Genomic DNA, 14,316 nt, shown 5'->3' with positions numbered 1-14,316 from the left:
TTGTGATGCTATTCTTCAAATTTATAATTAGTAGGTGAATACAAAATCTTATTTTTTTCAGTCTTTTGCAATCGTCGCTTTAGCGTTTGTAGCTTTCATTGGGTTTAAGCAAATCTTACCGGATAAAATCTTTTCTGATAGTAAAATCGATTCCAAAAATGTACTAATCGACAGTATGCTTTTAGAATCAGTAGCAAAAGATTCATTATCGCTAAAAGGCGATAGTATTGAGGAAAGTGAGCGAAAACTGGGTGAAGAAAAAATTATTTACGACGCTACAGAAGGAATTGAATTTCCGTCTGAGACTTTTGACAATTACAAAGGTTATCAATATTTGATTTCTTTTTACGAGAAATTATATCAGCTTGAAAAGAACTCTCAAGGTAATGTCAGAATCGCTTATTATGGAGATTCTATGACCGACGGAGATTTAATTGTACAAGATGTTCGTGCCAATTATCAGGAACGTTTTGGCGGAAACGGAGTTGGTTTTGTACCTATTACTTCAGAATCATCTGCTTCAAGAGGTTCTGTAAAATCATTGTATTCTAAGAACTGGAAAACACAATCATATTTGAATGTTAAAAGACCAATAAGCCCTTTTGGTGTAAACGGACATGTGTTTTTTGCAAATGATAAAACAAACCCAACATGGGTTCAATATGAAGCAGGATTAAATAAAAATTCAACTTCATTAGATAATCCAACATTATTCTACGGAAGAGCTTCTAAGAAAGGAAATGTCAATTTTGTGATTGGAAAAGATACTTTAAGAAAGAGTTTGATTCCGAATAATTTGGTAAATACCTTAAAAGTGACGTCAGGAAGTATAAAAGCTTTCAAGGCAAATTTCATTCATGCAGATTCAATTCCGATTTACGGATTTAATTTCGATAACGGAAACGGAGTTCACGTAGACAATTTTTCGCAAAGAGGAAATTCAGGATTGCCAATTTCGGCTTTTGATGCAAGTGTAATGCAAGCTTTCAATACTAATTTGAAATATGATTTGATTATTTTGCATTACGGAACCAATGTATTGAATTATGGAACCAAAAATTATTTCTGGTACGAAAGAGGAATGAAAAAAACGGTGAATAAAATCAAAGAATCTTTCCCGGGAGTTTCTATTCTGATTATTTCTACTGCTGATAAATCGACAAAGTATGAACAGGAAATGAAAACAGATTCTGCCGTTGTTCCTTTAATGAAAGCTCAAAAAAGATATGCTTTAGAAACCGAATCCGGATTTGTAAATTTATACACTTTAATGGGAGGTGACGGATCGATGGTAAAATGGGTTGATGAATCTCCGGCTAGAGCCAATAAAGATTACACGCATTTTAACCAACGAGGCGCAAAAGCAATTGGTAGATTATTATACGATCAGTTAAATAAAGGATACGAAGAATATAAAGCTCTTAGAGAGCATAGAGAAACTGTTACCGATAAACGGAAAACAGTCAGAAAAACAAATACAGACTCGGTTTCTGTAATAAAAGATAGCGTAAATGACTAGACTTCTAATTTTGTTTTGTTGTCTTTTTTTCTCAACAAACGAAAAACCAAAAAGGACAGATTCACATTCAATGGAAAAAAATATGATTCACAAAGTCGATTCAGCAGCGATTGAACCTTTTTCTGATGATGAAATTTATAATGCGAAAGCATTAGAGAGTTTTTTCAAGAAATTACAGGAAAATGAAAAGCATAACAATCAAAAGATAAACATCGTTCATATTGGAGATTCTCATATTCAGAGTGATCTAATGACCAATGAAATCAGAAAGAATCTACAACAAAAATTTGGAAATGCAGGTCGCGGTTTGGTTTTTCCATATCAATTAGCCAAAACGAATGGTTCGTATAATGAGCGTTTTCATTCAAACAGAATATGGGAAAGTTATCGAAACATTCATCCTTTTAAAAATGTTCCTATAGGTTTAAGCGGAATTGGACTTTGGAGAGATAGTGGTGGTTTCGCATTAGAATTGAATGTTAAAGATCCGGTTTATAAGTTTAATACAATTAAGATTATTACGCCTCAAAATCAGAATATGTTTGATTTGGCAACATCATCACAAACCAATATTATTCAGTCAACAGAACGAAAAGTAATTACACACAAAATCAAAAAAGGAGAAGCGATATCGACTATTGCCGGCAAATACAATGTTTCAGTTGCCGAAATTAAAAGAAACAATCACTTAAAATCTGATAATATTCGTGCCGGACGAGTATTGAAAATTCAGACCAACGAAACAAAACCCAAAGCTATCAAGAATTCGTCGTTTGTTTCTTTAGATTTAGAATCAGATTCATTTAGTCATTATTATAATTCAGATAAAGCCTTAGATAAAATTTATTTGGTTCCGAATAAAGAGGCGAAGAAATATGAGTTAAACGGAATTGTTCTCGAGAAAGATTCACCGGGATTAATTTACAGTAGTATTGGAGTAAACGGATCCAAGTTTTCAGATTACAATAAATATCCTTTGTTTTTTGAGCAGTTAAAAGCATTACATCCGGATATGTTGGTTCTTTCTTTAGGAACAAACGAAAGCTACGATCACATGGAAGCCTCGGCTTATATAGAGCAGTTGCGCCAGTTTATAAAGAAAGTAAAAGAACAAAATATAAATGTTCCAATAATTATTAGTACACCGGCGCCTTCATTGCTTAAAGCAAAAAGAACCAATACTTACATATTCGATTATGCGAGAAGTATAATTCAAATTGCAGAAACGGACAATGTTGCTGTTTGGGATTTATACGATGAATTTGGTGGGATGCATGGTATTAATCAATTAAGACTTCAAGGATTAATTGGTCCGGACTGGGTTCACTACTCTAAAAAAGGATACGAGAAACAAGGTAATTTGTTTACACAGGCATTTTTAAACGCATACAATAATTTTAAATTAAAGAATTAAGTTGATTACAATTGATAGCATAAATAATTGGTTTGTTCAAAATTTTGGTGCAATTACCTTAGAACAGGCTAAAAGTTGGTTTATATACAATCCCGAAGAAAAATTATTGTTTAATACAGGTTTATTCTTAGGGCTGTTTTTGGTTTTTTATTTTGTGTATGCTTTTTTACGCAAGACATTCTATTTGAGATTAACGTATGTTATTCTGTTCTCGCTTTTCTTTTATTATAAGTCAAGCGGAATTTACTTTCTATTATTGTTACTTTCATCTGTTGTCGATTATGGCTTGAGTCAGATCATTTTTAAAGCGACAAAAGACAGTACCAAGAAAATTTATCTGGTAATAAGTGTAATCCTGAATTTAGGATTATTAGGTTATTTCAAGTACATGAACTTTATGATTGTAACGTTCAATGATATGTTTCAGGGTAATTATCAGCTTCATGATGTTTTTCTTCCTGTGGGAATTTCGTTTTATACGTTTCAGTCGATGAGTTATATCATTGAGATTTATCGTGAAGAAATTAAACCGACAAAAAACTACATCGAATATTTATTTTTCGTTTCGTTTTTCCCGCAATTAGTTGCCGGTCCAATTGTTAGAGCAAAAGATTTCCTGCCACAGATATATCAAAAATTAAACCTGACAAAGCAAGATGTAAACAATGCATTGTTTCTTATTATTGGCGGATTAATTAAGAAAACAGTAATATCCAATTACATTTCTATAAACTTCGTTGACCGTGTTTTTGATACGCCAATGAATTATACGTCATTTGAAAACTTAATGGCATCGTATGGATATGCGATTCAAATTTATTGCGATTTCTCAGGATATTCAGATATGGCAATCGGTATCGCTTTGTTATTAGGATTTAAATTACCAACCAACTTTAGAACACCATACAAATCAACTTCGATAACAGATTTCTGGAGAAGATGGCACATTTCGCTTTCCACTTGGTTAAAGGATTTCTTGTATATTTCTATAGGAGGAAACAGAGAAGGAACATTCGCCGGATATTTATTCCCAAGTTTATTTTTCTTTGGATTATTGCTTTGGGGAATTTCAAACGTAAGCGTGAGTTATATTCCGTTGAGCATTGCAGTTGGAGCACTGGTTCTTTTTAGTTTGACATTTTTACTTTCTAAGAAAAAATATCAAACATTAGTAACCAATTTCAATTTGTTTACTACAATGCTTTTAGGAGGATTATGGCATGGAGCGGGAGCACAGTTTATAGTTTGGGGAGCACTACACGGATTAGCATTGGCGGTACATAAAATTTTCATGGAATTTTTCCCTTCTAAAAAAGAAGGTAAAGGATCTGGGTTTTTATGGAGATTCTTTTCAATCGTAATCACATTCCATTTTGTAGTTTTCTGTTGGATCTTTTTCCGAGCGCGAGATTTCGAAACAGCCTTACAGGTAATTAATAATATTGGTCAGTTAACATTTGAGCCAGAAAATTGGAAAGTTATAGTTTTAGGATATAAAAATGTGTTCTTATTGATGCTTTTCGGATATGTTTGGCACTTCTTACCAGAAGTTATCACAGACAAAATGAAATACGTTTTTGACAATACACCATTATTATTAAAAGCAGTAATTCTAGGTTTTGTGTACTGGATCGTATATGCAACAGCTGTCGCAGGATCACAGCCATTTATTTATTTCCAGTTTTAGAAAAGGTTCAAAGGGACAAAGTTACAAAGGCGCAAAGGTTTTTCTTTTGCGCTTTTTTTGTTTCCCGCAGATTTGCTTCGCCAGTTCGCTATCGCTCGGGTAGTATATATAGCTAATTTTTTCATATATAATCTAAAAAAAGATCTGCCCAATCCGCTAAATCTGCGAGAAATAATAAATTTTACGATTTTGTGACTTTGCGGGCAAAAAAACTTCGCGACCTTTGCGTATAACCTTGCGAACTTTGCGGTTAAATGCGCTCAAATAAAAATTGCCTGAAATATCTAATTAGATTATCTTTGCACTTCAAATAAAGAAAAAAGTATGTTTGATAATTTAAGTGATAAGTTAGATAAAGCGTTCCATATATTAAAAGGACACGGTAAAATTACAGAAGTAAACGTTGCCGAAACCTTAAAAGAAGTTCGTCGTGCCTTACTTGATGCCGATGTTAACTTTAAAATTGCTAAAGATTTTACTGCCAAAGTAAAAGAAAAAGCAATTGGTCAGGACGTTTTAACAACACTTCAGCCAGGGCAATTATTGGTGAAGTTAGTAAAAGACGAACTAACAGAATTGATGGGTGGAGATGTTGCGGGAATCAATCTTTCTGGAAATCCAAGCATTATCTTAATGTCAGGATTGCAAGGTTCTGGTAAAACAACTTTCTCAGGAAAACTTGCTAATTTTTTAAAGACTAAGAAAAACAAGAAACCACTTCTTGTAGCTTGTGATATTTACCGTCCTGCGGCGATCAATCAGTTGCATGTTGTTGGGGACCAAATAGGCGTTGAGGTTTACTCAGAGCCAGAAAATAAAAACCCTGTTGAGATTGCTCAAAACGCAATCAAACACGCAAAAGCAAATGGTTTCAATGTAGTTATTGTCGATACGGCTGGTCGTTTGGCAGTAGATCAGGAAATGATGGACGAAATTGCTCGTGTTCATAAAGCAATTCAGCCACAAGAAACTTTGTTTGTTGTTGATGCAATGACAGGACAAGATGCTGTTAATACAGCAAAAGCCTTCAATGATATATTGAATTTTGATGGAGTTATTTTAACAAAATTAGATGGAGATACACGCGGTGGAGCTGCAATTTCGATTAAATCGGTTGTAAACAAACCAATCAAATTTGTAGGTACGGGAGAAAAGATGGAAGCAATTGATGTTTTCTATCCGGATCGTATGGCTGAGCGTATCTTAGGTATGGGAGACGTTGTGTCGCTTGTAGAAAGAGCTCAGGAACAATTTGACGAAGAAGAAGCCAGAAAACTTCAAAAGAAAATTGCTAAAAACGAATTTGGTTTTGATGATTTCTTAACGCAAATTCAGCAAGTAAAGAAAATGGGTAATATGAAAGACCTGGTTGGAATGATACCAGGAGCTTCAAAAGCCATGAAAGATGTAGAAATCGAAGATGATGCTTTTAAACATATCGAAGCAATCATTCACTCGATGACGCCAATCGAAAGAAGTAAACCTGCCATAATCGACGTAAAAAGAAAAGCCAGAATCGCTAAAGGTTCCGGAACGAAAGTCGAGCAAGTAAATCAGTTAATGAAGCAATTTGACCAAATGAGCAAAATGATGAAAATGATGCAAGGTCCGGGCGGAAAAAACCTGATGAAAATGATGGGAGGCATGAAAGGAATGCCAGGCGGAATGCCGAAATAATAAAATAAGAAAAAAGTTTCAAGTTTCAAGTTTCAAGTTCAGAGACTAAAACTTGAAACTTTTTTGATTAAAATAAACACAAGTTTTAGCTTTTTAAAACTTGAAACTTTAAACCTGAAACATTTTAACTACAGAATAATGCAACTACTAGACGGTAAAAAAACAGCTGAAGACATTAAAAACGAAATCGCAGCCGAAGTTCAATCGATAAAAGCAGCCGGAGGAAAAGTACCTCATTTGGCAGCAGTAATCGTTGGGACAAACGGAGCAAGTTTAACTTACGTAGGAAGTAAAGTAAAATCTTGCCAGCAAATAGGCTTTGATTCAACTTTAGTAGCTTTACCGGAAGATATTACCGAAGCAGATTTATTAGCAAAAATCAAAGAATTAAACGAAGATGACGATCTTGATGGATATATCGTTCAGTTGCCTTTGCCAAAACATATCGACGAGCAAAAAATCTTATTAGCGATTGATCCAGATAAAGATGTTGATGGATTTCACCCAACAAACTTTGGTAGAATGGCACTTGAAATGGAAAGCTTCATTCCTGCAACACCATTTGGAATTATGGAATTGTTGGAGCGTTATAAAGTAGAAACTTCTGGAAAACATACTGTAGTAATTGGAAGAAGCCATATCGTAGGCCGACCAATGAGTATTTTAATGAGCCGCAAAGGAAACCCTGGAGACTCAACAGTAACACTTACTCACAGCCGAACTAAAAACTTAGCTGAATTTACTAAAAATGCTGATATTATTATTACAGCTTTAGGAGTTCCTGAATTCTTAAAAGGAGACATGGTTAAAGACGGAGTTGTAATTATAGATGTTGGAATCACTCGTGTAGACGATGCGTCAAACTCAAAAGGTTATGTTATAAAAGGTGATGTTGATTTTGACGAAGTAAGTAAAAAAGCATCTTATATTACACCAGTTCCTGGAGGAGTAGGACCTATGACAATTGCAATGTTGCTTAAAAACACACTTTTAGCAAGAAAAATGAGAAGTGCCAAAAAATAATTCTTTTCAAATAAATATAAAACAAAGCCTATTCAATCGAGTAGGCTTTGTTGCTTTTATATACTTTGGGCGTGACCGTATTTACAAAAGGCGCTATTTAACATGCCGCTTATGTGCGCCTTTCGCAAATACGGCCGGGCTATCCACGCTACTTCGGTAGCCAGCTCCTATCCCTCACGCAATATTAGATTAACAATCAAGTCCCAGAGCAACGAGATTTAACTCCGCTAGGAGTTACGGATTGGTAGAATAGGTTGGTAGAAAAATATTTGAAAAAAAATATGAAACAAATAAAAAATGTCCCGTAGGGACATATGTGTCCACAGAAAATTTTGCAATATCTTAGATTGAATTAAAAATCAAAAAAAAACAACTTTTATATTTGTCAATTCAAAATAAAACATAACTTTGCACTACAAAGTACTTTTATCATGAATCAGAAGCACCAAGAAGATTTAGCACATATTCGTTCCATGATGGAGCGCTCTTCAAGATTTATATCGTTAAGCGGACTCTCAGGAGTATTTGCGGGTCTGTCGGCATTGATTGGAGGATTATATGTTTGTCAATTATTTAAAGCCAATGGAATAGAATATTTTGGAGGAGAACAAATAGTTATTCCTGCTAGTTTGGTATCTCAATTGTTTTTTACTGGTTTAATCATTTTAGTTTTTGCTTTTATTTTTGGACTAACCTTTACAATCAGAAAAAGCAAAAAATACGATTTGCCTATTTGGACATCTGCGACAAAAAAGATGCTGTTTAATTTGGCGATTCCACTTTTGGCGGGAGGTATATTTTGTTTGGCGCTTTTGTATCATGGAATTTATGGTTTAGTGGCGCCGGCAACTTTAATTTTTTATGGTTTGGCACTTATAAATGCTGAAAAATATACTTTTTCGGATATTAAATATTTGGGATTCTGTGAGTTAGTTTTAGGAATTATTTCTCTTTTTTATATTGGATATGGTTTAGTTTTTTGGATCATAGGATTTGGTATTTTGCATATCTTGTACGGATTAATAATGTTCAAAAAATATAAATAATCCAGGCAATGGGAATTATTGATAAACTAAATAAAGATTTTGAAAGCCGTGTCAGATTGGGAATTATGTCCATACTGATGGTTAATGAATGGGTTGATTTCACTGAGATGAAAAACCTCCTGAACATCACCGATGGAAATTTAGCCAGTCATTCCTCGGCACTTGAAAAGTCTGAATATATCGAAGTCAAAAAAGAGTTTGTGGGTAAAAAGCCCAAAACATCATACCAGGTTACACCTAGAGGACGTGCGGCCTTTAAAGAACACTTGTCTTACCTTGAAAAATTAATGAAATCTTAATAACTATATTTTTTTACCTAAATACTTTGAAACGCAAAGTACTTTTAAAATTTGAAAACATGAAATCGCCACTAAAAAAATAAAACCTATAAAAAAAAGGCGATAACATATTTGACCTCTAATAAATAAATTCAACAAATATGAAAAAACACCAGATTATTCTAGCTTGCAGTTTGATTTTTACACTGCTATTTTACAACGAGTCAGTAGGAGTGAATCTCGCTATTTTTGGACTATTATTAACCTGCCTGATCTCGTATTCATTTCAGGATCGGTTTGTCGACAGGTCACATTTAATCTTAGTTGTGGCATCGGTTTTATCATGCTTAGCCTTTGCCTGGTACGGAGATTTTGCTTCTTTCCTGGCTTTAGCAATGTCTGTTCTATTTTTACAATTCAAGACGCAGGATTCACAACTTAAAATAATACAGATTTTTCCGCTTGTGTTTTTAAATGCATTCACCACTTTGGGTCGTGTTTTTATGTTTAGTCAATGGCTTCCGGAAAGAAAAATTCATAATAACTTTGCTAAAAAATTAGTCGCTTATTTTATTATTCCAACAATCTTTCTAATTGTATTTTTTGCAGCTTATTCATTCGGAAGCACCCATTTTTCTTCTTTACTAACAGATTATACTTTAGATCTTGATATTGTACAAGTTATTCTAATTGGAATTTTGGGATTTTACATCTCGTTCAGTTTTTGGAATTATTGGGTTCCGGAGATTTGTTATGAAAAAAACGAAATGTTAGACAATGAATTCAACAATATTGCCGAAGTGAAAAACCAACAAACATTTTCATTTCTTGATCTGGATTTCGAAAGAAAAAGCGGTGAGATAACTTTAGCGCTTCTAAATTTTATGCTTTTAATTTTTATTGTAACGTATAATTACGAGCAGTTTTTTGAAGTTGTCACAGCCCAAGCTTCTAAACTTAGTGCGGATACTCATGAAAGAGTAAATTCAGTTATTTTTTCAATCATTATGGCTGTTGGAGTGATCTTATTTTACTTTAAAGGAGGATTCAATTTTGATAAAAAAGCAACGAATCTTAAAGCGCTTGCTAAAATCTGGATCGTATTAAATGGTATTTTGATTGTAAGCACAATCATTAAAAACTCAGAATATGTTTCATTCTTCGGTTTAACTTACAAACGATTGGGAGTTTTTGCTTTTCTGATTTTAGCAATAATTGGTTTAGTATTTACATTCTTAAAAATTAGAAGACAAAAAACTAATGCTTATTTAGTCAATCAAATGGTTTGGTATTTCTACGGAACAATACTTTTATGCAGTTTTGTAAATTGGGGAAATCTAATTACAAACTACAACATTTCAGTAAACAAAGGAGTTAATCCAAGATTTTTAAGTAATTTGGATTTTAATGATGAAGCTCGAAGGGAGTATTTTTTGCAAAATAACATTAAAGAATCTTATGGAGAGTTAGATAAAGAAAATGATGTTTTTATACATCAGGAAAAAACGTTTTTATCTAAAGCTTTATACTATGAGTTTTTAAAGAAAGAATATTAATTTGTAGTAAAACCGTCTTGATTCAATATCATGACGGTTTTTTAACGTCTAATTATTACTGTAAAGTTTTTGGTTTTAAAAATAAAGGATACTTTTGCAACGCTTTAAAAAAAGACTTCTCCAATGGACGATTATTATTCGTTAGTATTTAATTAAAATAGCTTTTGATTTTTTTCAAATTGCTATGATAAAACCCGCAATTTTGAAATGAAAGCCTTTTACAATAACAACAACGGATTAATCGCAACACAAGAATGGAATCCAGATTGCTGGATCAACATTGAATCTCCTTCAGAAGCTGAGAAAAAATATTTACTCGAAGAACTTCAAATTCCAGAAGCATTTTATAATGATATTGAAGATATCGACGAAAGGCCGCGTATCGAGATAGAAGATGGCTGGACGCTAATTATTATGCGTGTTCCTATAAAAAGCAATGATGTTAAATTACCTTTTCAAACCATTCCGCTTGGTGTGATTTTTAAAAAGGATATTTGTGTTACCATTAGTTTTTATGAAACAGAAATAATCTCTGATTTTGTACAATATACCAAACGAAAAAACATACATATTAAGGATAATTTTGATCTTGTTTTAAGATTATTATTGTCATCAAGTGTTTGGTATTTAAAATACCTGAAACAAATCAATCAAAAGATAAAACTTGCAGAAGATAATTTAGAGAAATCTATCAAGAATGCAGAGTTGCAAGCACTTTTGCAAATCGAAAAATGTCTGGTATTTTTTATTACTTCCTTAAAAGGAAACGATGTTTTGTTTCACCGAATTAAAAATCTAAAAGCCCATAGAGAACATTTTGATCCGGATTTGTTGGAAGATGTCGACATCGAAATAAGTCAGGCACAAGATACAGCCAATATTTACAGTAATATTTTGACTGGAATGATGGATGCCTATGCTTCTGTGATTTCAAATAATATGAATAATATCATGAAGCAAATGACTTCGATTTCTATTATTCTGATGATTCCTACTTTGATTGCTAGTTTGTACGGAATGAATGTCCCAAATGGATTAGAAGAAAGTAAATACGGATTTTGGATTCTTCTTTTCATATCTGTTATTTTGTCTTCGTGCGGAGCATTTTTATTTAAAAGAAGAAGATGGTTTTGATAATACAGTTTTAATAATTCTTAGTATGTAATTCGGGAAATTTTATTTAACACATAGAAACATAGATTTTCGTTTCTGTGAAAAGGTAATAAAAAAGAAACTCATTTCTTAACACATAGCTAGCCATAGCTATATTAAATTTGTGAAATTTGTGGCAAAAAAAATCAACACATAGAAATATAGAATTTAAAATGAATAAAAAATAAATCTAGATTTGCACACATAGCTATGTGAATTTAAATAAGTGAAACGCCTTTTTTAAGAATAGAAAATCTATGTTACTATGCGTTAAAATAAAAAGAAATCCCATTCGTCAGCAACAAATGGGATTTCTTTATTTTATATTGAATTTAATAATCTCCTTTTTTCTTAAATCGGGGATCGTATTTTGAGATAAATTCAGTTCTTCTGCTTGGAGGAGGAGTTTTAGGAGTTTCTACTTTTGGTAAACTTGCTTCCTCGGTTTTGCTTGATGGTTCAATTAAATGATTTAATTCTTTAATCTCATCATCAGTCAAATCGCGATAACGACCCACCGGAATATCAAGCGATATATTGATAATTCGGATACGTTTAAGCGCTGTAACATCATAACCCAAGTATTCCGTCATTCTACGAATCTGACGGTTTAAACCCTGCGTTAAAATAATTTTAAACGTGTATTTACTTATTTGTTCAACTTTACATTTTCGGGTAACCGTATCTAAAATCGGAACACCATTTCCCATTCGTTCTATAAAGCGATCTGTAATAGGTTTATTAACCGTTACAGTATATTCTTTTTCGTGGTTGTTTCTGGCGCGCAAAATCTTGTTTACGATATCACCATCATTCGTCATGAAAATTAATCCTTCACTGGCTTTATCCAATCTTCCAATCGGAAAAATACGTTTAGGATAATTAATATAATCCACAATATTATTTCGAACTTCTAGATTAGTAGTACATTCAATTCCAACAGGTTTGTTGAAAGCCAAATACACCAATTTTTCGTGTTTCTCAACAATTAATTTTCCGTCAATACGTACTTCATCATTTGGCGAAACTTTAGTTCCCATTTCTGGTACAACACCATTTATCGTTACACGTCCTTCTTCAATAAGTTTATCGGCTTCACGACGAGAACAATACCCTGTTTCTCCAATAAATTTATTAAGACGTTTTAAATTCTCTTCCATACTGCAAAAGTAGTCAAAATTTAGACTTCTTATAATTTTAGATTTCAGAGTTTAGATTTTAGATTGGTGGACTTCTTAGAATTTTAGATTTTTTGCATTTCTTTGATTAAAAAAGAGGTTTCTTTTTTAATCAAAGAAAAAAAACTTAGAATCTTAGTGCATTAGGATCTTAGAACCACAAAAAGAAAAACCTTTGTCCCTTTGAACCTCTGCACCTTTGAACCTTTTTTCAAGAATGAAACTCAGAACTATCTTCAGGAGTTTCTTTTCTGTTAAACATTCCGTAATCACGAACTACTGTTGCAATTCTTAAATGATAATCCTTAAAAACTTCATTTCTTCCTTTTGATTGGGCATGGCGATGCATCTCGAGATTTCTCCATTGCAGAATACTTTCTTCATCTCTCCAAAAAGACAAAGACAATACTTTTTCAGGATTACTAAAACTTTGAAACCTTTCGATAGATATAAAACCATCTATATCGTCTAGCTTCGGTCGCAAACTCGCTGCGATATCAAGATATTCTCCTTTTTTTCCTTCGTTGGGAATTACTTCAAAAATTACTGCTATCATTTTTCTGTTTTTTAAATTATAATATCGAAATCCAAATACTCTTAGGTAATCTGGCATTAATCATAGATTCGTATTGAATGTTATTTTCTAAAATTGTTATCGTTTTATATTCATCAAATAAAAAACATAAAGCTTCAGTAGCTAATTGAATAGAGAAATATTTTGCCAGACATATATGGCCGCCAATCCCAAAAGTCAAATGCTCATTATTGTTATTTCTTTCAATATCAAAAGTCATGGCATCTTCGAACTTTTCAGAATCACGATTTGCCGAAGCCAGAACAATTAATAGTAAGTCATTCTTTTTAATAAGGCTTCCGCCGATAAAAAAATCTTCAGTTGCAATCCTTCTCGTGTTGTGAATTGGCGGATCAAATCGAAGTGTTTCTATTACTGATTTTTCTATTACTGATTTTTCTATTATTGTTTTATTAGAAAAAGTTTTATTCTGAACAATTTGCAACAGTGAATTACTCAAAATTCCGCGACCGGCATCATAACTCTGAATAAATAACCCGATTAAATTACTCGCGGCTATTTTTATAACCTGATCAGATGTTATATTATATTTTTTGGCAATGCTAAATAATAATGATTCAAAAGCAAGAGTTGATAAATGCTTTTTAATTCTCGAAAATAAATCCTCTGAAATTTCATCGATAGAATTTACTTCTTCAGCGTTTTTCTTCGGAAGCATTATTTTGACGATCGTTTCGATTTTCTTAGAAATAAAATCAGAATCGTTAGCGTTAAAACCGAAACTTTTCAGAAGAATTAAAACAGGTAATTTTTTACCTATAGAATTTACCCAATCTATTTTATTTTCGACTAAATCATTTTGAATTAATGCAGCAATAATTGGACGGATTTCAGCTGATTTCATTTTTGAAAAAAGCATTGTCGCAATTTCTCTCGCGATTTCATGATCAACACCATTTGACAATCGGGTCAAATTGTTCAGAATATCTAAAGCAGCTGTATTTAGTTTTTGTATATTATCAGGATTTATATTCGGAATGTGTGCTTTAGTATTTTTTAGAATTTCGACACAATGTTTATAAGAGTATATTGCCCATATTTTGTTGGTTTCATCCCAATAAACGGGATTTTGGTTCAACATATTTTCATATATTAAATAAGGATCAGAAACATCAGATTGCAAGAATAAAGAAGAGGTCATGTTTACTTTTTTTAGCAAAGTTATTTAACTTTACAAAAGGATACTTCATT

12 protein-coding genes are annotated in these 14,316 nt (G+C 32.6%); 9 read left to right on the top strand and 3 right to left on the bottom strand.

What is annotated here, in order from left to right:
• The first annotated feature begins 34 nt into the window (after window positions 1-34).
• From CHB81_RS20360 to CHB81_RS20320, 9 genes are all read left to right on the top strand, one after another.
• Window positions 35-1,519: an SGNH/GDSL hydrolase family protein gene (locus CHB81_RS20360; protein WP_089353677.1), complete on the top strand. Its 1,485-nt coding sequence runs from the start codon at window positions 35-37 to the stop codon at window positions 1,517-1,519.
• 82 nt (window positions 1,520-1,601) lie between these two features.
• Window positions 1,602-2,933: a GDSL-type esterase/lipase family protein gene (locus CHB81_RS20355; RefSeq protein WP_254921195.1), complete on the top strand. Its 1,332-nt coding sequence runs from the start codon at window positions 1,602-1,604 to the stop codon at window positions 2,931-2,933.
• 1 nt (window position 2,934) lies between these two features.
• Window positions 2,935-4,620, top strand: a complete 1,686-nt coding sequence (locus CHB81_RS20350; protein WP_089353675.1) for an MBOAT family protein — start codon at window positions 2,935-2,937, stop codon at window positions 4,618-4,620.
• 324 nt (window positions 4,621-4,944) lie between these two features.
• A complete protein-coding gene (gene ffh / locus CHB81_RS20345; RefSeq protein ID WP_089353674.1) occupies window positions 4,945-6,297 on the top strand; it encodes a signal recognition particle protein in 1,353 nt (450 codons plus the stop codon).
• 138 nt (window positions 6,298-6,435) lie between these two features.
• Window positions 6,436-7,320, top strand: a complete 885-nt coding sequence (locus CHB81_RS20340; protein ID WP_089353673.1) for a bifunctional 5,10-methylenetetrahydrofolate dehydrogenase/5,10-methenyltetrahydrofolate cyclohydrolase — start codon at window positions 6,436-6,438, stop codon at window positions 7,318-7,320.
• Window positions 7,321-7,751: 431 nt separating this feature from the next.
• Window positions 7,752-8,366 carry a hypothetical protein gene (locus tag CHB81_RS20335; RefSeq protein WP_089353672.1) on the top strand — a complete coding sequence of 205 codons (615 nt, stop codon included), beginning with the start codon at window positions 7,752-7,754 and terminating at the stop codon, window positions 8,364-8,366.
• An 8-nt stretch (window positions 8,367-8,374) separates the two neighbouring features.
• The gene (locus CHB81_RS20330) at window positions 8,375-8,665 is read left to right on the top strand and encodes a transcriptional regulator (protein ID WP_065450961.1); all 291 of its coding nucleotides are present in this window, start codon (window positions 8,375-8,377) and stop codon (window positions 8,663-8,665) included.
• Window positions 8,666-8,805: 140 nt separating this feature from the next.
• Window positions 8,806-10,200, top strand: a complete 1,395-nt coding sequence (locus CHB81_RS20325) for a DUF4173 domain-containing protein (protein WP_089353671.1) — start codon at window positions 8,806-8,808, stop codon at window positions 10,198-10,200.
• Window positions 10,201-10,407: 207 nt separating this feature from the next.
• On the top strand, window positions 10,408-11,334 hold the full coding sequence (locus CHB81_RS20320; protein WP_089353670.1) for a magnesium transporter CorA family protein: 927 nt from the start codon (window positions 10,408-10,410) through the stop codon (window positions 11,332-11,334).
• Between the two features lie 350 nt (window positions 11,335-11,684).
• On the opposite strand, the gene rluF is transcribed toward CHB81_RS20320, so the two are convergent.
• The 3 genes from rluF to CHB81_RS20305 all read right to left on the bottom strand — a co-directional run bounded on the left by rluF (window position 11,685) and on the right by CHB81_RS20305 (window position 14,266).
• Window positions 11,685-12,512 carry a 23S rRNA pseudouridine(2604) synthase RluF gene (gene rluF / locus CHB81_RS20315; protein ID WP_089353669.1) on the bottom strand — a complete coding sequence of 276 codons (828 nt, stop codon included), beginning with the start codon at window positions 12,510-12,512 and terminating at the stop codon, window positions 11,685-11,687.
• Between the two features lie 229 nt (window positions 12,513-12,741).
• Entirely contained in the window at window positions 12,742-13,086 is a 345-nt protein-coding gene (locus CHB81_RS20310) for an antibiotic biosynthesis monooxygenase (RefSeq protein ID WP_089353697.1), read from the bottom strand.
• 16 nt (window positions 13,087-13,102) lie between these two features.
• The gene (locus tag CHB81_RS20305; RefSeq protein ID WP_089353668.1) at window positions 13,103-14,266 is read right to left on the bottom strand and encodes a cytochrome P450; all 1,164 of its coding nucleotides are present in this window, start codon (window positions 14,264-14,266) and stop codon (window positions 13,103-13,105) included.
• Window positions 14,267-14,316: the final 50 nt, after the last annotated feature.

Source organism: Flavobacterium sp. ov086, from assembly GCF_900187965.1.
Taxonomy (GTDB): domain Bacteria; phylum Bacteroidota; class Bacteroidia; order Flavobacteriales; family Flavobacteriaceae; genus Flavobacterium.
Note: the sequence above shows the minus strand (reverse complement) of the source record. Positions and strands in the feature narration are given on the sequence as shown.

Excerpts from the sequence above, each read along its gene's own strand:
- CHB81_RS20355 (WP_254921195.1), top strand. The coding sequence starts at position 1,602 with ATGATTCACAAAGTCGATTCAGCAGCGATTGAACCTTTTTCTGATGAT.
- ffh (WP_089353674.1), top strand. The coding sequence starts at position 4,945 with ATGTTTGATAATTTAAGTGATAAGTTAGATAAAGCGTTCCATATATTA.
- CHB81_RS20335 (WP_089353672.1), top strand. The coding sequence starts at position 7,752 with ATGAATCAGAAGCACCAAGAAGATTTAGCACATATTCGTTCCATGATG.
- rluF (WP_089353669.1), bottom strand. The coding sequence starts at position 12,512 with ATGGAAGAGAATTTAAAACGTCTTAATAAATTTATTGGAGAAACAGGG.
- CHB81_RS20305 (WP_089353668.1), bottom strand. The coding sequence starts at position 14,266 with ATGACCTCTTCTTTATTCTTGCAATCTGATGTTTCTGATCCTTATTTA.
- CHB81_RS20330 (WP_065450961.1), top strand. The coding sequence starts at position 8,375 with ATGGGAATTATTGATAAACTAAATAAAGATTTTGAAAGCCGTGTCAGA.
- CHB81_RS20310 (WP_089353697.1), bottom strand. The coding sequence starts at position 13,086 with ATGATAGCAGTAATTTTTGAAGTAATTCCCAACGAAGGAAAAAAAGGA.
- CHB81_RS20340 (WP_089353673.1), top strand. The coding sequence starts at position 6,436 with ATGCAACTACTAGACGGTAAAAAAACAGCTGAAGACATTAAAAACGAA.
- CHB81_RS20325 (WP_089353671.1), top strand. The coding sequence starts at position 8,806 with ATGAAAAAACACCAGATTATTCTAGCTTGCAGTTTGATTTTTACACTG.
- CHB81_RS20320 (WP_089353670.1), top strand. The coding sequence starts at position 10,408 with ATGAAAGCCTTTTACAATAACAACAACGGATTAATCGCAACACAAGAA.